Origin of the sequence: Amycolatopsis circi (assembly GCF_003385235.1) — a bacterium.
Taxonomy (GTDB): Bacteria; Actinomycetota; Actinomycetes; order Mycobacteriales; family Pseudonocardiaceae; genus Amycolatopsis; species Amycolatopsis circi.
This window is the reverse complement of the sequence record NZ_PQIA01000139.1, coordinates 1-21060: the sequence shown is the minus strand read 5'-3', so window position 1 is coordinate 21060 and position 21060 is coordinate 1. Positions and strand designations below refer to the sequence as shown.

The following is a 21060-nucleotide window of genomic DNA, read 5'->3' as shown; positions in this document are numbered from 1 at the left end:
ACTGGATCTCCAGGTGACGGCGAGGGGAGCGGGCGAATGCGGTTTTCCCGGAGGTTCGTGCTGACGGCGGCTGCCGCGATGGTGCTCGGGGGAGGGGCCGCTTCCGCGGCCGCGGCGGATTCGCCGGACAGCTCGCTGTGGAAACGCACCGAGCTGTACTTCGGCACCTCGAAGCCCGGCGGCGGCGAGGTCAGCGAGAAGGAGTTCGCGGACTTCTCGGCGAAGGACATCACGCCGCGGTTCCCGGACGGCTTCACCCAGCTCGAAGGCACCGGTCAATGGCGGTCCGGCGGCGGCGCGGTCGTCCGGGAGCATTCGATCGTGCTCGTCGTGCTGTATCCGCCGACGAACCAGCACGCGAACGCCGACCTCGAACAGATTCGCACCGACTACAAGCACCTGTTCGATCAGGAATCCGTGCTGCGCACCGATTCCACCGCGCGCGTCTCGTTCTGAGCGCGGTTCCACCCGAGCAGCAGCAACGGCGTCGCCAGCATCAACGCGCCCGCCAGCCCGAGTGCGCCGCGCGTGCCCAGCCACGTCGCCACCGCGCCCCACAGCAGCGTCAGCCCGGCCGTGCTGGCGCTGCTGCTGATCCGCCATGCGGACAACATCCGGCTCACGTATCCGTCTTCGGTCTCTTCGAGCCGGTACGTCGCGAGGACGGTGTTGTACGCCGCCGCGCAGACGATCAGGCCGAATTCCACCGCCATCACCCAGAACAGCCCGCCGATGCCGGGCGGCACGAACGCCAGCAACACGACCCAGCACGTCCGGACCGCGCCGACGATCGGCAGAAGCCGCACGCGGCCGTAGCGCGGGACCAGGCGGCGGGCGAGCCGGGAGCCGACCAGGCCGCCGAGGCACGGGACGCCGAACGCGAGCCCGTACTGCCAGGTCGGCAGCCCGAGTTCGCCGAGCAGCAACACCGCCAGCACCGGCGCGGTGGCCATGATCAGGCCGTTGACCAGGCAGCTGTTGAGGAAGAGCATCCGCAGGCGGGCGTGCTGGAACAGATAGCGCCAGCCCTCGACCAGGTCCGCGGCGCGGAAGGCGGCGGGACGGGCCGGTTCGCGCTCTCGGGTGCGGATCGTCGAGAGCGAGAGTGCGGAGAGCAAGTAGCTGATCGCGTCCAGGAGCACAGTGGCCAGCGGGCCGAAGAACCCGATCGCCGCGCCGCCGGCTGGCGGGCCGACCGCGGTGGCGGTCCACAGCGTCGTCTCGAACCGGCCGTTGGCGGTGAGCAGGTCTGGACCAGTCGCCAGTGATTTGAGATACGCGCCGCTCGCCGAGGTGAACGCGATGTTCGCCCCGGCCACGATCACCGATACCACCACGAGCTGGGCGAACGTCAGCACGTCGAGCAGGTATGCGGGCAGCAGCGTGAGCAGCGCGGCGAACCGGATGAGATCCATCGCGACCAGGACCGGTCGTTTCCGCCGGTATTCGACCCACGGGCCGAGCGGGAGCGCGGCCAGCGAGCCGACCGCGAGCCCGGCTCCGGCCAGCAGCGACACCTGCGCGGCACTGCTGTGCAGCACCCGTACCGCGATGATCGAGAAGGCGTCGAGGGCGAAGTAGGTGCCCGCGACGCTGACCGCGTACGCCAGCCACAGCCGGTGAAAGTCCTTGCCCAGCGCCAAATCCGTCCCCCTCGTTCAGCCGGGCAGCCAACCACCCGCCCGCGCCGGTGGCAAACAACCGCGCGCACAACCGGTGGTTGTCGCCACCGCAACGGTCCCCCGCGCGCAGGTCACCCGTGCCGACTCGCGACAATGGACCGCGAAGACGGCGGGCGCGAGAAGGGACATCACGTGCGGGATCTGGTCGAGATCGGCATGGGCCGCACGGCGCGGCGGGCGTATGACCTCGATGACGTGGAGATCGTGCCGTCGCGGCGGACGCGCTCCTCGTCGGTGGTGTCCACTGCCTGGCAGATCGACGCGTACCGGTTCGACTTGCCGCTGGTCACCCACCCGACGGACGCGATCGTGTCGCCGGGGACCGCGGTGGCGATCGGCGAGCTGGGCGGCCTAGGCGTGCTCAACGCCGAAGGGCTCTGGGCCCGGCACGCGAACGTCGAGGAAGCGATCTTCCGCCTCGTGCGCGCGGCCGAGGACAGCGAGGACCCGGCCGCGGTCGTGCGCGAGCTGCAGGAGCTGCACTCCGCGCCGATCCGGCTCGACCTGCTGACCGAGGCGATCAAGACGGTCCGCGAATCCGGCGTGACGGTGGCCGCGCGGGTCAGCCCGCAGCACGCCGCCGAGCTGACCCCGGACCTGATCGCCGCGGGCGTCGAGATCCTGGTCGTGCAGGGCACGATCATCTCCGCCGAGCACGTGCAGCGCGACGCGGAACCGCTCAACCTCAAGGAGTTCATCGGCCGTCTCGACGTGCCGGTGATCGCCGGCGGCGTGAGCGACTACCGCACGGCCATGCACCTGATGCGCACTGGCGCGGCGGGCGTCATCGTCGGCTACGGCTCCACCGAGGGCGTCACCAGCACCGATCGCGTGCTCGGCATCGGCACCCCGATGGCGACGGCGATCGTGGACGCGGCAGCCGCGCGCCGCGACTACCTGGACGAGACCGGCGGCCGCTACGTGCACGTCCTCGCCGACGGCGGGATCACGACGTCCGGCGACATCGCGAAGGCGATCGCCTGCGGCGCGGACGCGGTCATGCTCGGCGCCCCGCTGGCCACCGCGTCGGACGCCCCGGGCCAGGGCCTGTACTGGACGCCGGCGGCGGCGCACCCGTCGCTGCCGCGCTCGCGCGTGGTCGCCGGCCCGGACTCGGACTACGCGGTGGACCTGAAGACGCTGCTGTTCGGCCCGTCCTCGGACGCGGAGGGCGTGGTGAACCTGTTCGGTGCGCTGCGCCGCGCGATGGCCAAGACGGGGTACTCGGACCTGAAGGAATTCCAGCGCGTCGGTCTCACCGTCCGCGGCTGAGCTTCGCCTGATTGTCCGTGAAGGGCTCCTTGGGGGAATCAGATTCCCTCAAGGAGCCCTTCACGGACTTCGCCTAGGACTGCGACTCCCACGCCCGGCCGGGTTTCCGGCCGGGCGTTTCGCGTCGGAGGGGTACGGTTCGCGCTAGACTCCGTTATGCTTTCGTTATCTTTGGAGTCCGGCGTCGCGCCTGAAGGGTGAGCGGATGGCACTGCTGGGGGAATCCGCGCCGGCCTGGTGGCTCGCCGGGGTCGTGGTGGGCAGTTTGCTGATCCGGCTGCTGGCGCTGGTGGTGGCGTTGCGCGGGACGAAACCGGCGGAGCGGCCCGCCATCATCCGGGCGCTCGGCGAACTGTTCCGGCTGGCGCCGCGACGCAAGGCGCGGTGATGTAACCCGTCAGTAACTTACCTCTGGTCAGCCGGACTTCCGGGGGTTACCCTCTTTCCTGTGACTGCCAGTAACACCACCACCGCGCGGCAAGAACCCGACTACGACGTCCTCGTCGTCGGGTCCGGGTTCGGCGGCAGCGTCGCGGCGTTGCGGCTGACCGAGAAGGGCTACCGCGTCGCGGTGGTCGAGGCGGGCAGGCGGTTCGCCGACGACGAGTTCGCCAAGACGTCCTGGGATCTCAAGCGCTACCTCTGGGCCCCGCAGCTCGGCTGTTACGGCATCCAGCGCATCCACATGCTCAACGACGTGATGGTGCTGGCCGGCGCGGGCGTCGGCGGCGGTTCGCTGGTGTACGCGAACACGCTGTACCGGCCGCTCAAGCCGTTCTACCAAGACCGGCAGTGGGCGCACATCACCGACTGGGAAAGCGAACTCGCGCCGCACTACGACCAGGCCAGCCGGATGCTCGGCGTCGTCACGAACCCGACGATCACGCCGTCCGACGTGGTGATGCGGGACGTCGCGAAGGACATGGGCGTCGAGGATTCGTTCCATGCCACGCCGGTCGGGGTGTATTTCGGCAAGCCGGGCGAGACGGTGAAGGACCCGTTCTTCGGCGGAGCCGGACCGGATCGGGTCGGTTGCACCGAATGCGGTGCGTGCATGACCGGCTGTCGGGTCGGCGCGAAGAACACGCTGGTGAAGAACTATCTGTATCTCGCGGAGAAGGACGGCGCGAAGGTCATTCCGCTGACCACGGTCACGTCGGTGAGCCCGCGCAGCAACGGTTACGCGATCACGTTGCAAAAGACCGGTACGCGCTCGCGGCAGTTCCGGACAACGGTGACGGCGTCGCAGGTGGTGTTCGCTGCTGGCACCTGGGGAACGCAGAATCTGTTGCACCGCATGAAGGACACGGCCGCGCTGCCGAAGCTCTCCGGCAAGCTCGGTGAGCTGACCCGGACGAACTCCGAGGCGATTATCGGCGCGGCGCGGACCACTGTGGACTCCGAACGAGATTTCAGCCGCGGGGTCGCGATTACCTCGTCGATCCATCCGGACGAGAACACGCACATCGAACCGGTGCGTTACGGCAAGGGCAGCAATGCGATGAGCCTGCTGCAAACCGTTGCCACGGACGGTTCTTCGAGCGTTCCGCGCTGGCGGCAGGCGCTCACGTTCCTGGTCAAGCACCCGGTGCAGTCGGCGAAACTGCTGAATGCGTACCGGTGGAGCGAGCGCACGGTGATTCTGCTGGTGATGCAGAGCCTCGACAATTCCATCACCACCTATACCCGGCCAGGTCTGTTCGGGCGGCGGAAATACACGTCGAAACAGGGTCACGGCGAGCCCAACCCGAGCTTCATTCCGGCTGGGCACGAGGCGAACGTCCTTACCGCGGAACGGATCGGCGGCATGCCGGGCGGCACGTGGGGTGAGGTTTTCGACATCCCGCTCACCGCCCACTTCATCGGCGGCGTGCCGATCGGCGACAGCGCCGACACCGGCGTGATCGACCCCTACCACCGGGTTTACGGCTATCCCGGACTGTCCGTTGTGGACGGTTCGGCGATCACCGCGAACCTCGGCGTGAACCCGTCGCTCACCATTGCCGCGCAGGCGGAGCGGGCGTTCTCGTTCTGGCCCAACAAGGGCGAAGCCGACGAGCGGCCCGAGCAGAGCAGCGGGTACTCGCGGATGGAGCCGGTCGCGCCGAAGAACCCGGCAGTTCCGGCGAACGCGCCCGCGGCACTGCGCCGCTGACCTAAGATCGTCCGGTGACGACTGCGGCGCTGGACCGGATCCGGGAACTGCACGACGAATGGGCACGAATCGCCGAGGCCAAGCCGGCCGAGGCGTTCGGCGAACCGAGCGCGCTGCCCGGCTGGACGCGCGCGCATCTGCTCACCCACCTCGCGCGCAACGCGGACGCCCTCGGCAACCTGCTGACCTGGGCCGAAACCGGCGTCGAGCGGTCGATGTACGGCCCCGGCAACGCCCGGGACGACGACATCGAGGCCGGTGCCCGCCGCACTCCGGCGGAGATCGTGGCCGACCTGGTGGCCTCCGGGAAACGGCTGACCGACCACGCCGCGCGGCTGTCGGACGAGACCTGGGCGGCGCGCGTCCGGCACCGGCACGGCGGCGAGCTGACCGGCGCGGACGTGCTGACGCTGCGGCTGTCCGAGACCACGATCCACCTCGTCGACCTCGACGCTGGCCACGATTTCGACAGCGCCACCGCGCTCCTCGGCGACCATCTCGACGCGGTGGTCGCCACGCTGATCCGGATGTGCCCGCGCCCGCTGCCCTCGTTCCGTCTCACCGACGGCGTACGCACCTGGACCTTCGGCGACGGCGGCGCTCTCGTCACCGGCACGCCGGGCACGGTGCTGGCCTGGCTGACCGGCCGCGGCGACGGTTCCGCGCTTTCCGGGCCGGTGCCGGAAATGGCCCCATTGCTCTGATTCGGCCAGAGCAGGGGCAGGACGGTGGTAACTTACGGCGCAAGAAACATCAAGGGGCCCACCGTCCGATCGGAGGGCCTGGCCGCGACCTGGCGAACGCCGTGATGACTTCCGTCATCGGGAACACGCTCGCCGAGGCTGGTCGCGCCCGATATACAGTCCGATGTGGACGGTCTGGCGAACCTTGCCGCGGAGCGGGCCCGGCGGTTCGAATTCGCCCTCGCGGCACTGCTGACCGGACTTTTCGCAACCGATCCGAGGTCTGAGGCGTCTGAATGAACATGACAGTCGGGAGAAGGACGTTTTTGCGCGCCGCCGGATTGACGGCGGTCGGCGCGGTGGCCGCGGCGTGCACCGCGAAACCCGGGCCGTCGGTGCCGCAGACCAGCCCGACGTCGAGAGCGACCGTGCCGCCGAGCACCAGTTCGAAGCCGTCCGGGCCGCCGGACTGGAACGCGTTGCGCGGCAAGCTCTCCGGTGATCTGGTGCTGCCCGGCGACGGCGGATTCGCCACCGCGAAGCGTGCGTTCAATCCGCTTTTCGACGGGCACAATCCAGCGGCGGTCGCGAAATGCGCGAAGCCGGAAGACGTGCAGGCGTGTGTCGAAGCGGCTGGCGGCCGGATTCCGCTCGCCGCGCGCAGCGGCGGGCACAGCTATGCCGGGTATTCCGCGCCGGACGGCGGACTGGTCGTCGACGTCGGCGGCATGGCCGGCGTCGACGTTCAGGGCGACCAGGTCGTGATCGGTGCGGGCGCGAAACTCGGCGACGTCTATTCGGAGCTGGCGAAAGCGGGCCGTTGCCTGCCCGCGGGTTCGTGTCCGACGGTCGGCATCGCCGGGCTCGCGCTCGGAGGCGGAATCGGGGTATTGACCCGTAAATACGGTTTGACCTGTGACCGGCTGCAGTCCGCGCAGATCGTCACGCCGGACGGCAAGCTGCGCACGGTGAGCGCGCAAGCGGACGACGACCTGTTCTGGGCGCTGCGCGGTGGTGGGGGCGGAAACTTCGGCGTGGTCACGTCGTTCACCTTCAGCACCGTGGAAGCGCCGACTGTCACGGTGTTTTCGCTGAAGTTCCCGTCCGGTTCGGCGAGCGACGCGGTCGACGCTTGGCAGCGCTGGCTGCCGAGCGCTCCGCCCGAATTGTGGTCGAACTGCGTGGTTTCCGGCGGCCCGGGCGGGGCGTGCCGGATCGGCGGGGCGTTCGTGGGCAGTTCGGCGGGGCTGACGTCGGCGCTCAGCGGATTGTCGGTGTCGCCGTCCAGTCGCACGATGAAAACTCTCGGCTACGGCGCGGCGATGAACTACTTCTCCGGCAGTTCGGAGCGACAGACTTTCGTGGCGTCGTCGCGGATCATCGCCGATCCGGTCGACGGCGGGAAGATCGCCGATCTCGCCTCCGGGCACAAAGGAATGGACCTGCTCATCGACGGCCTCGGCGGCGCGGTGGCGGATATCGCGCCGACGGCCACCGCGTTCCCGCACCGGAAAGCGCTGGCCAGCATTCAGGTCTACGCCCCGGCCACCGCGGACAGCCAGGAGAGCGCGCACAAGTCAGTGTCCACTGTGGTCTCCGGGCTGGCGGACGCCGGTGCGCGCGGCGGCTACGTGAACTACATCGACCCGGATCTGCCGGAGTGGAAGTCGGCCTACTACGGCGACAACGCGACCCGGCTGGACCAGGTGGCGAAGAAGTACGACCCCGACGGGGTTTTCAAGTTCGCTCAGTCCGTCTGAGGGGCTCGTGAGTGTTTATCCCGGTTAGAACCGGGATAAACACTCACGAGGCGACCACACGTAACGCACGTCTGGCTCGCCCTCCTCATTCCGCTGCCCGTCGGTGTATTCGACAGCGGCGAAACCGTGGCGGCGGTAGAACCGTTGCGCTGGCTCGTTGATCTGGAACGTCCACAGCGTCAGTCCGCCGGGGCGGAGCTGTTTGGCCAAATCCACCAGCTGATCGCCGATGCCGCGCCCGCGCCACGGCGGGTCGAGATAGAGCTGCGCCAGCTCCGCACCGTCGAGTACCAGAAGTCCGGCCACAGTGGACTCGGCGACCGCGACCCAGGTTTCCTGCTGCGGCACCACGATATTCGCGAACCACCAACGCACCGCGTCATCGTCGTGGGCGCGGCGGACTGTCGGGAGCGCGGCGGAGAACGACCGCAGCCACACATCGGCGATGTCGCGTGCGTCCGCGGCCGTTGCCCGTCGCAAGTCCACTGTGGTCAGAGGTCTACTCCGGTGAAGACCGTGACCCGCTCCTCGGTCAGGTCGTGCATCGCCGACAGCACGCCCTCGCGGCCGACGCCCGAACCCTTCACGCCGCCGTACGGCATCTGATCCGCGCGATACGACGGCACGTCGCCGATGATCACGCCACCGACTTCCAATTCCGCTGACGCGTGGAAGGCCAGCTGCACGTCACTAGTGAACACCCCGGCCTGCAGTCCGTACGCGGACGCGTTCACCGAAGCAAAAGCCTCGTCCACACCATCCACAATAGACACTGCAAGCACTGGTCCGAAGATTTCCTCCGACCAGGCCTTGGCGTCCGCGGGCACGTCGGTCAGCAGAGTCGGTGCAACCGTTGCGCCCGAACGGGTTCCGCCGGTCAACAACCGCGCGCCCCCGGCCACCGCTTCCTCGACCCACGCGATGATCCGTTCCGCGGCCGCTTCGTCGACGACTGGGCCGACGTCAGTGTTGCGGTCGTAGGGATCACCGGTTGCCTGCGCCTCGACGGCCTCGGTCAGCGCGGGCACGAACTCGTCCGCGATCGCCGCGTCCACGATCACCCGCTGCACCGCGATGCACGACTGGCCCGCCTGGTAGTTCCCGAATGTCGCGATGCGCTGCGCGGCGCCCTCGACGTCCGGCCAGTCCCGCAGCACGACCGCCGCGGCATTGCCGCCCAGTTCGAGCACCACGTGCTTGCGCGCCGCCGCGTCCGCGATCGACCAGCCGACCGGGCCTGATCCGGTGAACGACACGACCGGCAGCCGCGGGTCGGCGACGAGCGCTTGAGTTTCCTCGTTTCCCAGCGGCAGCACGGAAAACGCGCCCTCCGGCAGGTCGGTCTCGGCGAGCAGTTCGCCGAGCACCAGCGACGACAGCGGCGTACGCGGCGCGGGCTTGATGATGATCGGGGCGCCGACCGCGAGCGCGGGCGCGACCTTATGAGCCACCAGATTCAGCGGAAAGTTGAACGGCGCGATCCCGAGCACCGGCCCGCGCGGCACCCGGCGGGTCAGCGCGAGCCGGGCGTCGCCGGACGGGTCGGCGTCGAGGCGCTGGACGTCGCCGCTGAACCGGCGCGCCTCCTCGGCCGCGATCCGGAACACCGACACCGCACGCTTCACCTCGGCCTCGGCCCACTTCAACGGCTTGCCGTTCTCGGCCGTGATCACCTCGGCGAGTTCGTCGGCGCGCATCGCGAGCCCGCGCGAAACGTGTTCCAGCGCGGCCGCCCGCTGGTGCGCGGGAGTGCGCCGGAACTCCTTCGCGACCGCGGCCGCCGCGGCCACCGCCCGTTCCACCTGGTCAGCGCCGGGCACCGCGACCGTCGCCACTTCGCTGCCGTCGAACGGGTGGTGCACCACGAGGGTGCTCGCGCCCTGCTCAGCCTGACCGGCGATCCACGCGGCCCGCGGCTGTGGGGTGATCGTGTCCATGCGCTCAAGGTATTAGGGAGCACCCGGCCCGGCACGCCGGACTCGGTCCTTCTTTTGTGGCACCCGTCCTGGCGCGGAGATGACATTTGTCGGGGGTCTCCGGCGCGTGCTCGCCATATCGTCAGGCCATGACCAACTCGGTTGCTTCTCGCTGGTCCGCCAACCCAGCGGTGGCCTTCTTCGGCCGCGTCGGAACACCGCGCCGTCCGGTGCTGACCGGCGCGGTGTTCCTCGCGACCGCAGCCGTGCTCATCGCCCAGCTGGCGGACCCGTCCCTTTTCGACCGCTTCAAGCGTGACGCCACCGCGATCGACGCCGGGGAGTGGTGGCGGCTGCTGACCGGAATGTTCTTCCAGGACGGCAAGCTGTTCGGCGGGATCTTCAACCTGGTCGCCCTCGCCGTGGTCGGCGCCTTCGCGGAATGGTGCCTCGGCCGCGTCTCCTGGTTCATCGTCTACTTCGGATGCGGGCTGTTCGGCCAGTACCTCAGCTATGTGTGGCTGAATCCGGTGGGGGCGGGGAACTCGATGTGCGTCGCCGGGCTGCTCGGCGCGCTCGCCGTCGTGGTGTGGCGGGCGCGCGACGCCGAGCCGCCTCAGGGGATGTACATCGCCGCGCTGCTGATCGCGCCGCTGGCCGTGCTCGACACAGTGCTGCACGACAACCACGGCCTGCCCGTGCTGCTCGGGATCGTGCTGGGGCTGCTGGTCACCGGTTTCGGTAAAGGTCGCGCAGCAGCAGGATCTCCGCGCAGTGATGGATCATCTCTCGGCTGATGTGCAAGACCAGCGCGGCCATCGACAGCTCGGCGTACGGCCCTTCAGCCGGACCGCACGGGCGGGCCAGTGCTTCGGCGTCGAGGCTGCGCACACCGGCGATCCAGGTCGCGTACGCGTCGTCGAGCTGCTTCAGCGCTTCGTCGGCAGAGCCTGCGTACGGGAAGTCCTGATAGGACACCGGCGGCCCGCCGAAGTGCGACGCGGAGCGCATGCCCAGCACACCCGGGATGATGTGGCCCAGCCGCCACGAGATGGTGGTCACCGGCGGGGGAGTCGGCTCCGGGAACGAGAAGTCGATGGTGAAGTCGCCGGTGCCGGGACCGTCCGGGTTCTCCGCGCGCGGGCGCACGGTCCAGCAGTTCGCGACCGGCTGCCAGAAGTACTCGTCGTCGGTGAGCCCCTCCAGCTTCGGGCGCACGTGGTTCTGCCAGTGCCAGTCGAGTTGCTCGGTCAGTTCGTTGGTCCAGTCGTTGGTCATGCGGGCACGGTAAGCCGGTTCGCGGACAGTGGCTGTCCTCATTCCGGGGGCATTGCCGACGTGACGGGGCCCACCTGGGACGATGGTGGCAAAAGCGCTGATACCTGGAGGTCTTGGGTGGCCACTCCCACCGGTCCGGTACTCGTCATGGACTTCGGGGCGCAGTACGCGCAGCTGATCGCCCGTCGCGTGCGCGAGGCGCAGATCTTCTCCGAGGTCGTGCCGTCCAGCGCGACCGTCGAGGAACTGCTGGCCAAGGACCCGTCCGCGATCATCCTGTCCGGCGGCCCGTCGAGCGTGTACGCCGAGGGCGCCCCGGCGATGGACCCGAAGCTGGTCGAAGCCGGCGTGCCGATCCTCGGCATCTGCTACGGCCACCAGCTGCTCGCCCGCGCGCTCGGCGGTGTCGTCGAGCCGACCGGCGTGCGCGAGTTCGGCCGCACCGACGTGCGGATCGTCGGCGAGGGCGGTGTCCTGCACACCGGGCTGCCCGACCACCAGACGGCGTGGATGAGCCACAACGACAGCGTCACCAAGGCTCCCGAGGGCTCGGTCGTCACGGCCAGCTCCGACGGTGCCGAGGTCGCCGGTTTCGAGGACGTCGAACGGCGTTTCGCGGGCGTGCAGTACCACCCGGAGGTGGCGCACTCGCCGCACGGCCAGGAGGTGCTGCGCCGGTTCCTGTACGAGATCGCCGGCGTCCGGCCCGGCTGGACCACTTCGTCCATTGTGGACGATCAGGTCGCCAAGGTCGCTTCGCAGATCGGCGACGGACGGGCGATCTGCGGCCTTTCCGGCGGCGTCGACTCCGCGGTCGCGGCCGCGCTCGTGCAGCGTGCCATCGGCGACCGGCTGACCTGTGTGTTCGTGGACCACGGCCTGCTGCGCGCCGGGGAGCGCACCCAGGTGGAGCGCGATTTCGTGGCCGCGACCGGCGTCAACCTGGTCACCGTCGACGCACGTGAGCGGTTCCTGAACGCGCTGGCCGGCGTCACCGACCCGGAGCAGAAGCGCAAGATCATCGGCCGCGAGTTCATCCGCGTGTTCGAGCAGGCTGAGCGCGACCTCAAGGCGCAGGGCGACTACCGGTTCCTCGTGCAGGGCACGCTGTACCCGGACGTCGTCGAGTCCGGCGGCGGCGAGGGCACCGCGAACATCAAGAGCCACCACAACGTCGGCGGCCTGCCCGACGACCTGCAGTTCGAACTGGTCGAACCGCTGCGGCTGCTGTTCAAGGACGAGGTCCGCCGCGTCGGGCTCGAACTGGGGCTGCCGGAGACGATCGTGCAGCGCCAGCCGTTCCCCGGGCCGGGTCTCGGCATCCGGATCATCGGCGAGGTGACCGCGGACCGGCTGGAGACCCTGCGCGAGGCCGACGCGATCGCCCGCGAGGAACTCACCGCGGCCGGGCTGGACCAGGAGATCTGGCAGTGCCCGGTGGTGCTGCTCGCGGACGTCCGCAGCGTCGGCGTCCAGGGCGACGGCCGGACCTACGGCCACCCGATCGTGCTGCGCCCGGTGTCGTCGGAGGACGCGATGACCGCCGACTGGACGCGGCTGCCGTACGAGGTGCTGGAGCGGATCTCGACCCGGATCACGAACGAGGTGTCCGAGGTCAACCGCGTGGTGCTGGACGTGACGAGCAAGCCGCCGGGCACCATCGAGTGGGAATGACATAGAAAACGGGGCCCGGATTTCCGGGCCCCGTTTTTGTCGCGCCTTTACGGCCGTCGCTTGCGGAACGACGCGCCGAGCATCAGGATCCCGCAGAACACCGCGCCGCCCGCGATGATCCAGCGGAAGTCGAAGGGCGGCAGCCAGCTGGAGCCGTCGGTGAGGACGTAGCCGGACACGAGCAGCGTCGCGACCCCGACGATCAGCGTGATCCAGTCGACCCCGCGGCGGCGGCAGGCCGGGGCTTCGGGCTCGTCGTAGGAGTACGGGTTCTCAGCCACGGCGCACCTCCACCTGGCCCACGCCGTTGGTGACGTGGAGCGTGATCTTCTGTCCGCCGACGTTGTCGTCGCCGTTGTCGGTCCCGGTGATCGCGGACTGGCCGACGCCGTTGGACGTGCGGTTCAAGCAGTCGACCTCGCCCGCGGTGGTTTCGCAGGTGAAGGTCACGTCCGCGGTCCGCGGCACGATGACCTCGGTGTGCCCGGCGCCGTTGGAGACCGTCGTGGTGATCGGGTCGGCGGCGGGCAGCTGGGTCAGGTCGATCTTCATGTTCCCGGCCGCGTGCCGGTACTCCGGCTGCAGCTCGGCCACCGAACGCGGGGTAGCGGACAGATCGCCGACGCCGCCGCGCACGTCGAGGTTGTCGAACGTGCTGGTCGTGAGCACCAGCCCGGCGATCGACAGCGGAATCGCGAGCCCGATCAGGCCGCGGGCGCCGCGAGCGAACGCACCGGCCACGAGTCCGATGCCCAGCACAGCGAGCGTCATGCCGATGATGTGCCGCAGCGAGAACCAGTCGAACCCGTTCAGCGCGAGCGCGACCCCGATGCCGGCCACGATCACCGCGACACCGAGCGTGGCAGCCCCGATCTTGGACCGCCGCCGCGGTGCCCTCGGTTCGTGATCGTTGTAGTCACCGGTGGGCGGCGGAGGTGGCGGTGTCGCCGCCGGATCAGGCAGATCCCAGCCCGCCGGGTCGGCGGCCAGCGGATCCCAGCCCGGTGCCGCCGCCGCGGGAGTCGGGGTGTCGCTGTTCATCGTGAAAGCTCCGGTTCCGGAAGCGGTTCCGTCCGCCGCGAACGCGACGACCGGCGCCGGTCGGTTGTCCTGCCCGCGGGTGCGATGCAGGAGATAAAGGCACGTGGCGAGCAACGCGAACCCGATCAGGCCGCCCCCGTCGAACCAGCCGCCGCCGAACGTCCACCCGACCACCGGAATCAACGCGACGGTCAAGGCACCCGCGAAGGCCTTCGTCATGCTCGACTGCCCGCGCCCGAGCAACGCCTCGAAGCCGGAAACCTCGTCGCCCTCGGAGGGGAAGAACAGCCACCCGAGCAGGTAAAGCACCAGCCCGAACCCCCCGAAAACGGTCGCCGCCGCCAACGCGACCCGAATCACCACCGGATCGATCCCGTAGCGATCCCCCAGCCCCGCCGCGACCCCAGCAACCTTCCGCCCCGAGTGCGGCCGCCGAGGCCTGCTGGCCCAGAAGTCCTTGACGGTCTCCTCGAACCCGTTCAGGGGGTTTGTCCGCGGAGGCTGCACGTCGTTCGCACCACTCATGAGGTACAGCATGGTCGACGGTGCGGGGCGGCACATCGGGGAAGGTCCCTGAGGTTGTCCCCGAGATCGGGCCCTGACGCGGTGCGGTTGTGGGTTTTGCGCTGACTGGCCGACCGAGGGAGGCGGCGGCCTCGCGGGGAGCGGGAAAGCTCAGTTCCGGGGAAGCAGCTTGTCCAACGCGGTCGCGACGTCTTCGGCCTTTTTGCATGCGGCCGCAGTGTCGTCGCCGATCAATACGATCACCAAGGCACGTGCGTTGGGGCCGACCTCCATGCCGATCTGACAGCCGCCCGGAGAGCCCAGCAGGTCGCGTTGTTCGATCAGCTTTCGGCCGTCGATATTCCCGTTGTGCGCGGAGTTGAGATTCTGGATGTTGTCCGTGTACTTCTGCCCATTTTGAAGCGCGACGCCGACTTCAGTCGCTGGATCTATCGCAGCGTTTTGAGATTCTTTCTTTGACCGGCAGCTTCGGCTGGAGTCCGCGACGGAGGGTTGTGCTGGGGGAAATCCTTGACCGGTCAGAATTTGATCGACCAGCTGGCATTGGTTCAGTGAAGCGAATGGATTGTCGGACCTGGAGGCCGGGCCGCTGGTTGGTGCGAGCGCTGATGCAGCTGGCGTTACTGCGCCGTTGACCGGGTTGGCGCACGCTGCTGTGCCGACTATGGCCAGCGCGACGCCGAGTGCGCCGCCTGCTCGGCAATTCTTGGCCACGAATCTCCAGTTCTTGTTCAACCGGCGAGCGGCGGCTTCGGATTCCCATGTCCGCAGTACGAGGGAAGGTCAGCCCTTGGGGAGGAGCGGGTCCAGCTTGGTCGCCAGGTCCTCCGCGGTCTTGCAGGAGGCGGCAGTGTCATTGCCGCCGGTCACGGTGATGATCGCGCGAGAACTGGTCTGGACCGACATGGATATCGTGCACTGGCCGGCTGCCCCCAGTTCGGCGGGATCTTCGACGAACTTCCGGTCGCCGAGGCTTCCGCTGCGAGCTTGCGCGGTGTTCTTGACGTCGCTGTCGTAGCGCTGTTCCTCTTGCAGGAGCAGCCCTACGTTGGTGGCGTTCAAGCCGCCGCTGGATTTTTGGGTGACGCAGGCTTTGCGTTCTTGTGCGATAGAGGGTTTCGCTGGGGGGTAGCCTGCCCCGCTCAATATTTGATCAAGCAGGGCGCACTGGTTCCGGGCTGCGAAGGGATTTCCCGCGGAAGCGGGCGGAGCCGAACCGGTTGAGGGGGGTGTTCCGCTGGCCTGTGCTGCGCCGTTTACCGGACTGTCGCATGCGGTGAGCGCCAGTGCGGCTGCACTGGCCAGCAGGAAGGCGGTAGAGGCACGGGATGTTTTCACTGATTGTCGAGTTTCTTGTTGAGCTCGGCGAAGGACAATGAATGCGCGCTTTCGGTTTCTTGGTAGTTTTTCCGTGCGATGAGGAGCGCCTGCTGTGCGGCGTCAACTGCTTGCTGCATCAGTATGAGATTGGGCAGCATTCCCTCTTGCGGGTGGCTTGCTACCGTGACATTGAAGTCGGCGACGGATCGAGCGTAGTTGAAATTTCCCATTTTTGCGGCTCGGCCAAGAAAGGATGCTTGGCCCATAAAATCGTTTAAGACTTTGAGGAAGAAGTCGCACGCCTTCATGTACGCGGTGAACCCCTCCTCATTCACCGCGAAGGACCCGTTCTGCGCCAAGGTCTTCAGCGTGTTCCCGGCCGTCTTCATCTTCTGCGCGGCCTCATGACTTCCCGGCCCCTCGGTTAGCCCAGCCAGGAAGTCGTTGCCCGCCGTGCCCGCAGCGGGTGAGCTTTCGGTCGAAGACTTCTTGTCCCAGACGATTTCTGCCATCGGTTGCTCCTAGATCTGCGCGAGGGAAAGGAATCAGCCGCCGAGAACCGGGGGAGTGATCTTCTCCCCGTCCGGTCCTCGTTCCGGCTTGACCTCGAAGACCTCGTCCGGATCGATCTGCGTCGGGATCTTGTTCTTGTGTTCCTTGTCCTCTTCCTTCTTCTTCCCGGCGCCCGCCGCACCAGCGCCAGCACTCGCCGCACCAGGTTTCCCGGCTTTTCCAGCGTTCGCGGCAGCGGTAGCGCCGCGCTCAAGCCGTTCAGCGGCACCCTTGCCTCCGGACTCGCCGGGCTTCCCGGAACCGCCCGAGCCAGCACCGCCGGTCACTCGGCCACCGGCACCGCCCCGGCCAACACCGCCTCCTGACCGGCTTCGGGGCGTGTCCTCTCCAGCATTGCCGACGCCGCCTCCGCCCAAAGCGAGCCCCTCCGGAGAAAGCCGCCCGCCGATGCCCGGAGTGGTCCGGAGGTTGTTTCCGCCCCCTGACACCGCAGGGTTGCTGAGCGGCCCAGTACCGGTGTTGATCCCCGGCCCAAGGCTGTAAGTAACGCCCGGAGGGTTGCCGCCTCCTCCAGGCGGGAAGGAGTTCACCGCAGGACCGCCAAGCGGCGGATTCGTACCCGTGAACCCATTCGCCGGACCACCAGTCACCGGACCGGACCCGCCAGGACCGACATAAGGCCCGCTGGAAGCCCCACCCGGAACAGTCACCGGTGCGGCACTGCTCGCATGCGTGCTGTCGTTGTTCATCTGCGGCGGCGGCGAGTAAACCGGCTGCGTAGTCGACGTCTCGTGATACGTCGTGTCCAACCCGTGCATCACCTGGACCGCCTGCTGATGCGCCGCGTCAGCCTGCTGCTGCTTGGCCGCCAGGTCGCCCATCGCGATCACGCCCTGCAACGGGTTGCCGTTCTGGAACTGCTCGGTCGCCTTGGCCATCTCGGCCTTCTGGTTGAACCCAGTCGGCTCCGGCATGTTCTTGTGCGCGTAGTCGGCCGCCGCGGACTGCTGGGAGTAGCGGTTCGACACCAGCTGCATTGCGCTGCCGGTTTTCTCCGTGTGGTCCGCCGTGCTCTGGAAGAACGAATGCGCTTGCGTCGCGGCCATGCCCTGCCACTCCGCGCCCGCGGTATTGGCCGCGTCTCGGAACTGGTTGGACGCGTCCGCGAGCCGGTTGCCGTACGTGTTCGTCACGCGGCTGCGTTCGTTGATGTCTTCGAAGTCCAAGCCCTCGTTGACCATTTTGTGCAGGTCTTCGTGGCTGTAGGACGCGTAGTTCGCGTCCGGCGCGGGCGCGTCGCTCCGGGTTTGCTGGCCCTCGAGCAACTGCTGGCCCTGCTGGACCGAGTACTGCGAGGCGTCCCGTTCGGTCGCGCCGCGCGTCTCGGGCGAGTCCACGCCGACCGAGAAGATCTGGTTCACGTTCTGCGTCCGGGCGTAGTAATCGCCTGCGGACTCGACGTGCTCCGCGTGATGCTGCTCGGTCATCCGGCCTCCCCGCCCCGTTTACGCACTGTGATCACTCGCCCCCTGCATCGTACCGAGTCCCGGCGGGCGGCAGGGAGGTTCGCGGAATTTCCCTCGGGCGGCCGTCTGGGGGAATGGATCAGGGCCTTCCCCGATGTCCGCGCCGCTCCCGCGTGTGACGATGGACCTCGTGCAGGACTTTCTCGACATCAGTGCCCCAGGGCGGGTTTCCTCGACCGCTGAGGAGCCCTCGGCACTCATGTCCGCCCAGGCGATGGAGGTCGCCGAACCCGAACCTCGGCCCAAGATGTACCGGCGACGCTCCGGGCGGGCCGTCGCGGGCGTTGCGAGCGGGCTCGCGGACCACCTCGGGGTTCCGGTCGTCTGGGTGCGCGTCGTGTTCGCGCTGCTGGCCGCGCTCAACGGGGCCGGGCTGCTCGCGTACGGCCTGCTCTGGGTGTTCGTGCCGCAGAGTGCCGAGGAGAGCGAGACCGCACCGAAGGCCCGCGACCGGCAGCAGGCGTACGGGCTGATCGCGCTCGGCATCGGGCTCGCGATCGCCAGCAGCACGCTCACCGGAGCCATCCGCGGCTGGGTCGCGGTGCCGCTCGCGCTCGCCGCGCTCGGTGCGGCGGTCGTCTGGCGGGAGGCGGACGAGTCGCAGCGGCGGCGCTGGCGCGTCGGGGCCCGCGACGGACTGGTCGGAGAGGGCGGCCGGCTCTCGGCGATCGTCCGGATTCTCGCCGGGGTCGCGCTGGTGGCCACCGGCATCGGTTTCGTCGTGTTCGCCAGCGGCGACTTCGACCAGGTCAAGTTCGCCTTGATCGCGGTGCTCGCGACGCTGATCGGCGTCGCGGTGCTCACCATCCCGTTCTGGCTGCGGCTGGTCCGCGACCTCGGCGAGGAGCGCCAGGCCCGCATCCGCACCGACGAACGCGCCGAAATCGCCGCGCACTTGCACGACTCCGTTCTGCAGACCCTTGCGCTGATCCAGCGCCAGGCCGACCAGCCCGCCGAGGTCGCCCGCCTCGCCCGCGGCCAGGAACGCGAGCTGCGCGGCTGGCTGTACGGTCCCGGCGGCTATGGCAAGCCCAGCGAAAAGCGGACCAAGGAGGAGGAAGAAGGCACCCGGCAGCAGCTGTCCGAGGCGCTCGCCGCTGCGTGCGGCGAGGTCGAGGACCAGTTCGCGATCTCGGTCGGCCAGGTCGTGGTCGGCGACGCGGAGCTGAACCCGCCGCTCACCGCGCTGGTGCAGGCTGCCCGCGAGGCGATCGTCAACGCGGCCAAGCACGCGGGCGTCGACGAGGTCAGCGTGTTCGCCGAGGTCGAGCCCACCGAGGTCACCGTGTTCGTACGAGACCGCGGCAAGGGCTTCGACCCGGACGTCGTGCCCGCCGACCGGCACGGCCTCGCCGACTCGATCCGCGGCCGGATGGAACGCCACGGCGGCACCTGCAAACTGCGCACCGCGCCGGGCGAAGGCACCGAAGTCCAGCTCGCCATGCCGGTGAAAGCGAGCAAAGGGGTGGCGTGACCTCGCTATGCTCGGGGGCAGGCGAAGCGAGGGAGTGGGCAGTCGTGACGGAAAGCCAGCGGGAACCGGTCAAGGTATTCCTCGTGGACGACCACGCGTTGTTCCGTGCGGGAGTGCGCACGGAACTGGACTCGATCACCGACGAGGTGCAGGTCGTCGGCGAGGCCGGGTCGGTCGCCGAAGCGGTCGCCGGCATCGCGCGCACCCGCCCGCAGGTCGTGCTGCTCGACGTCCACATGCCCGACGGCGGCGGTGCCGAGGTGCTCCGTCGCGTGCGTCCGGAGCTGCCGGACATCGTGTTCCTCGCGCTGTCGGTGTCCGACGCGGCCGAGGACGTCATCGCGGTCATCCGCGCCGGTGCACGCGGGTACGTCACCAAGACGATCTCGTCGAAGGAACTCGTCCGCGCGGTGGTCCGGGTGGCCGACGGAGACGCGGTGTTTTCCCCGCGCCTGGCCGGTTTCGTCCTCGACGCCTTCGCCGACCGTCCCGGCTCCGCGCCGATCAACGACCCCGAGCTGGACCTGCTCACCCCGCGCGAGCGCGACGTCCTGCGCCTGCTCGCCCGCGGTTACGCGTACAAGGAAATCGCGTCCGAGCTGTTCATCTCGGTGAAGACGGTCGAGACGCACGTGTCGAGCGTCCTGCGCAAGACCCAGCTGTCGAACCGCTACGAGCTGTCCCGCTGGGCCTCGGACCGTCGCCTGGTCTGACTCGTGAGTGTTTATGCCGGTTAGAACCCAATGCCGCGTAGCTTAGGTTGATCATGTTGTTGGGGTGAGTCTGCGGGGTCTGATGGCGGGTGGGCCGGGGTGGCGGGTGCTGGCGGGTTCGGTGCGTTTCTTGACGCGGTATGCGTTGTGCCGTAGTCGTTTGACGGCGCGTGGGCAGGTTCGGTGTCGTCGGGGCGGGATCGGTCTGCGGGCGATGTCGGCGAGGATCGCGGGGCGGGCGTCAGTCCAGTCCTGAGGGGGAAAAGCCCGCCGTGCCGGTGGCGGTGCGGCGGGCGATGCGCAGGGCGCGGGTGTAGCTGATCCGGTCGGGGTCGAGGTCGGCGGCCTCGGCCGCGCGGGCGATGAGGACGGACAGGGCGTGGTGGACGGTCAGCCAGGCCCAGATTTCCTGGTGCGCCAGGTCCGGCAGCCGGGACCGCAGGATCTTCCCGGGTCCGCGGAGGTGGGTTTTCAGCTGGTCGTTCGCGGTTTCCTCTTCCCAGCGTTCGTGGTAGGCGGCGGCGAGTTCGTCGGCTCGGGCCTCGGCGGGGTCGGTGACGGTCGAGAGCAGCGCGATCAGTTCCCCGGCGCCGTTGCCGTCCCGGTCGGGGACGTCGTATTCCACGACCCGGGCCAGATGCGCTTCCTCGGGGCGGATGTCCTGTCCGGCTTCGGCGGCGGCGAGGATCCGCGCGCGGCGGCCGGCGCCGCGGACTTTCGGGTTGACCAGGACGGTCAGATAGGTCCCGTCGGGCAGCACCCGGGCGACCGGCAGCGCGAGCCGGCCCGGCGCCCGCCACAACAACGCCGCGCCCGTGCGCGAGGCGGTGTCCCAGGCGTCCCAGCTGTAGAAGTTGCGGTCCGCGGTGAGCAGCTCGTCGCCGAGCAGGCGCGGATAGAGCCCCTGCGCCAGGGTCTGCTCCCCGGTCCCGTAGGCGCCGACCCGGGCGGCGAGGAATGCGTGGGTGCCGCACTCGGCCAGCGCTACCACCCGCGCCTTCGGGTATGCCGACCGATGTGTCCCCGACCCGGCGTACCCGAACTCGGCCGCGTTGGCCGGGGTGTCGGGCAGCTCGGCCTCGAACCCGTCGATCGCCACCAGCCGCCGGCCCCGCAGCCACGCGCCCCGGGTGCCCGGGGTCGCCACCGCCTGCGCCACGCCCTCGAACACCTCGGCCATCACCTTGCCGCCCAACCGTTTGCGGGCCTGGGTGATCCCGCTGGCCGTCGGCACCGTCCACGACGCGTCCCAGCACCCGAACCGCGACAACGAACCCGTGACCTTCGTCGCGACCTCTTCGTAGTCGTCACCGGGAAACAGGCACAACGCCATCGTCAAATACGCCACCACATGCGGCGGCAGCTTCCCGTCCGACCGCTTCGCCCCCGCCCCGCACCCAGCGACCGCCGCATCGATCACGTCCCGGTCCACCGCGGCCATCAAGACGCCCAGCGACACCTGATCCGGGCTCGCCGTCACACCAGAACTCATAACCACCGATCAGACCAGCCCCACCCCCCCCAACCC

General features: G+C 68.9%; 21 protein-coding genes. 10 read left to right on the top strand and 11 right to left on the bottom strand.

Annotated features, from left to right (window positions below):
* Window positions 1-36: 36 nt before the first annotated feature.
* Window positions 37-456 (top strand): DUF3574 domain-containing protein, encoded by a 420-nt coding sequence (locus tag D0D37_RS38435; protein WP_116205500.1) that lies wholly within the window; start codon window positions 37-39, stop codon window positions 454-456.
* Here D0D37_RS38435 and D0D37_RS38430 read toward each other — a convergent pair.
* A complete protein-coding gene (locus D0D37_RS38430) occupies window positions 408-1643 on the bottom strand; it encodes an MFS transporter (RefSeq protein ID WP_116205499.1) in 1236 nt (411 codons plus the stop codon). The genes D0D37_RS38435 and D0D37_RS38430 overlap by 49 nt on opposite strands.
* A gap of 171 nt (window positions 1644-1814) precedes the next feature.
* On the opposite strand from D0D37_RS38430, the gene D0D37_RS38425 reads away from it, so the two are divergent.
* The 5 genes from D0D37_RS38425 (at window position 1815) to D0D37_RS38405 (ending at window position 7552) form a co-directional block, all read left to right on the top strand.
* On the top strand, window positions 1815-2954 hold the full coding sequence (locus tag D0D37_RS38425) for a GuaB3 family IMP dehydrogenase-related protein (RefSeq protein WP_116205505.1): 1140 nt from the start codon (window positions 1815-1817) through the stop codon (window positions 2952-2954).
* 205 nt (window positions 2955-3159) lie between these two features.
* Window positions 3160-3342, top strand: coding sequence for a hypothetical protein (locus D0D37_RS38420; protein ID WP_116205498.1), 183 nt, complete (start codon window positions 3160-3162; stop codon window positions 3340-3342).
* Window positions 3343-3402: 60 nt separating this feature from the next.
* Window positions 3403-5109 carry a GMC family oxidoreductase gene (locus D0D37_RS38415; protein WP_116205497.1) on the top strand — a complete coding sequence of 569 codons (1707 nt, stop codon included), beginning with the start codon at window positions 3403-3405 and terminating at the stop codon, window positions 5107-5109.
* Window positions 5110-5123: 14 nt separating this feature from the next.
* On the top strand, window positions 5124-5813 hold the full coding sequence (locus D0D37_RS38410; RefSeq protein ID WP_116205496.1) for a maleylpyruvate isomerase family mycothiol-dependent enzyme: 690 nt from the start codon (window positions 5124-5126) through the stop codon (window positions 5811-5813).
* Between the two features lie 275 nt (window positions 5814-6088).
* Window positions 6089-7552: an FAD-binding oxidoreductase gene (locus D0D37_RS38405; RefSeq protein WP_116205495.1), complete on the top strand. Its 1464-nt coding sequence runs from the start codon at window positions 6089-6091 to the stop codon at window positions 7550-7552.
* Window positions 7553-7576: 24 nt separating this feature from the next.
* Here D0D37_RS38405 and D0D37_RS38400 read toward each other — a convergent pair whose 3' ends face one another.
* Together D0D37_RS38400 and D0D37_RS38395 are read right to left on the bottom strand one after the other, a co-directional pair.
* Window positions 7577-8032: a GNAT family N-acetyltransferase gene (locus tag D0D37_RS38400; protein ID WP_425267006.1), complete on the bottom strand. Its 456-nt coding sequence runs from the start codon at window positions 8030-8032 to the stop codon at window positions 7577-7579.
* Between the two features lie 11 nt (window positions 8033-8043).
* Window positions 8044-9489 (bottom strand): aldehyde dehydrogenase family protein, encoded by a 1446-nt coding sequence (locus tag D0D37_RS38395; protein WP_116205493.1) that lies wholly within the window; start codon window positions 9487-9489, stop codon window positions 8044-8046.
* A 128-nt stretch (window positions 9490-9617) separates the two neighbouring features.
* Here D0D37_RS38395 and D0D37_RS38390 point away from each other — a divergent pair, with 128 nt between their 5' ends.
* Window positions 9618-10265 (top strand): rhomboid family intramembrane serine protease, encoded by a 648-nt coding sequence (locus D0D37_RS38390; protein WP_116205492.1) that lies wholly within the window; start codon window positions 9618-9620, stop codon window positions 10263-10265.
* On the opposite strand, the gene D0D37_RS38385 is transcribed toward D0D37_RS38390, so the two are convergent.
* Entirely contained in the window at window positions 10198-10746 is a 549-nt protein-coding gene (locus D0D37_RS38385) for a DinB family protein (protein ID WP_116205491.1), read from the bottom strand. The genes D0D37_RS38390 and D0D37_RS38385 overlap by 68 nt on opposite strands.
* A 117-nt stretch (window positions 10747-10863) precedes the next feature.
* On the opposite strand from D0D37_RS38385, the gene guaA reads away from it, so the two are divergent.
* Window positions 10864-12420: a glutamine-hydrolyzing GMP synthase gene (gene guaA / locus D0D37_RS38380; RefSeq protein WP_116205490.1), complete on the top strand. Its 1557-nt coding sequence runs from the start codon at window positions 10864-10866 to the stop codon at window positions 12418-12420.
* A 47-nt stretch (window positions 12421-12467) separates the two neighbouring features.
* On the opposite strand, the gene D0D37_RS38375 is transcribed toward guaA, so the two are convergent.
* The 6 genes from D0D37_RS38375 to D0D37_RS38350 all read right to left on the bottom strand — a co-directional run bounded on the left by D0D37_RS38375 (window position 12468) and on the right by D0D37_RS38350 (window position 17306).
* Complete coding sequence (locus D0D37_RS38375) at window positions 12468-12701, bottom strand: hypothetical protein (RefSeq protein ID WP_116205489.1); 234 nt, start codon at window positions 12699-12701, stop codon at window positions 12468-12470.
* A complete protein-coding gene (locus tag D0D37_RS38370) occupies window positions 12694-13986 on the bottom strand; it encodes a PspC domain-containing protein (protein WP_162834689.1) in 1293 nt (430 codons plus the stop codon). The genes D0D37_RS38375 and D0D37_RS38370 overlap by 8 nt, the downstream gene beginning before the upstream one ends.
* Before the next feature lie 150 nt (window positions 13987-14136).
* Entirely contained in the window at window positions 14137-14721 is a 585-nt protein-coding gene (locus D0D37_RS38365; protein ID WP_162834688.1) for a DUF3558 family protein, read from the bottom strand.
* A gap of 48 nt (window positions 14722-14769) precedes the next feature.
* Window positions 14770-15324: a hypothetical protein gene (locus D0D37_RS46975; protein WP_158684588.1), complete on the bottom strand. Its 555-nt coding sequence runs from the start codon at window positions 15322-15324 to the stop codon at window positions 14770-14772.
* Window positions 15321-15818, bottom strand: coding sequence for a hypothetical protein (locus D0D37_RS38355; RefSeq protein ID WP_116205486.1), 498 nt, complete (start codon window positions 15816-15818; stop codon window positions 15321-15323). The genes D0D37_RS46975 and D0D37_RS38355 overlap by 4 nt, the downstream gene beginning before the upstream one ends.
* 33 nt (window positions 15819-15851) lie before the next feature.
* Window positions 15852-17306, bottom strand: coding sequence for a hypothetical protein (locus D0D37_RS38350; RefSeq protein WP_116205485.1), 1455 nt, complete (start codon window positions 17304-17306; stop codon window positions 15852-15854).
* 154 nt (window positions 17307-17460) lie between these two features.
* Between D0D37_RS38350 and D0D37_RS38345 the strand changes: the two genes are divergently transcribed.
* A complete protein-coding gene (locus D0D37_RS38345) occupies window positions 17461-18819 on the top strand; it encodes an ATP-binding protein (protein ID WP_425267008.1) in 1359 nt (452 codons plus the stop codon).
* A gap of 44 nt (window positions 18820-18863) precedes the next feature.
* Window positions 18864-19532 (top strand): response regulator, encoded by a 669-nt coding sequence (locus D0D37_RS38340; protein WP_020662701.1) that lies wholly within the window; start codon window positions 18864-18866, stop codon window positions 19530-19532.
* Between the two features lie 241 nt (window positions 19533-19773).
* On the opposite strand, the gene D0D37_RS38335 is transcribed toward D0D37_RS38340, so the two are convergent.
* On the bottom strand, window positions 19774-21024 hold the full coding sequence (locus tag D0D37_RS38335) for an IS4 family transposase (RefSeq protein ID WP_116205484.1): 1251 nt from the start codon (window positions 21022-21024) through the stop codon (window positions 19774-19776).
* Window positions 21025-21060 lie beyond the last annotated feature (36 nt).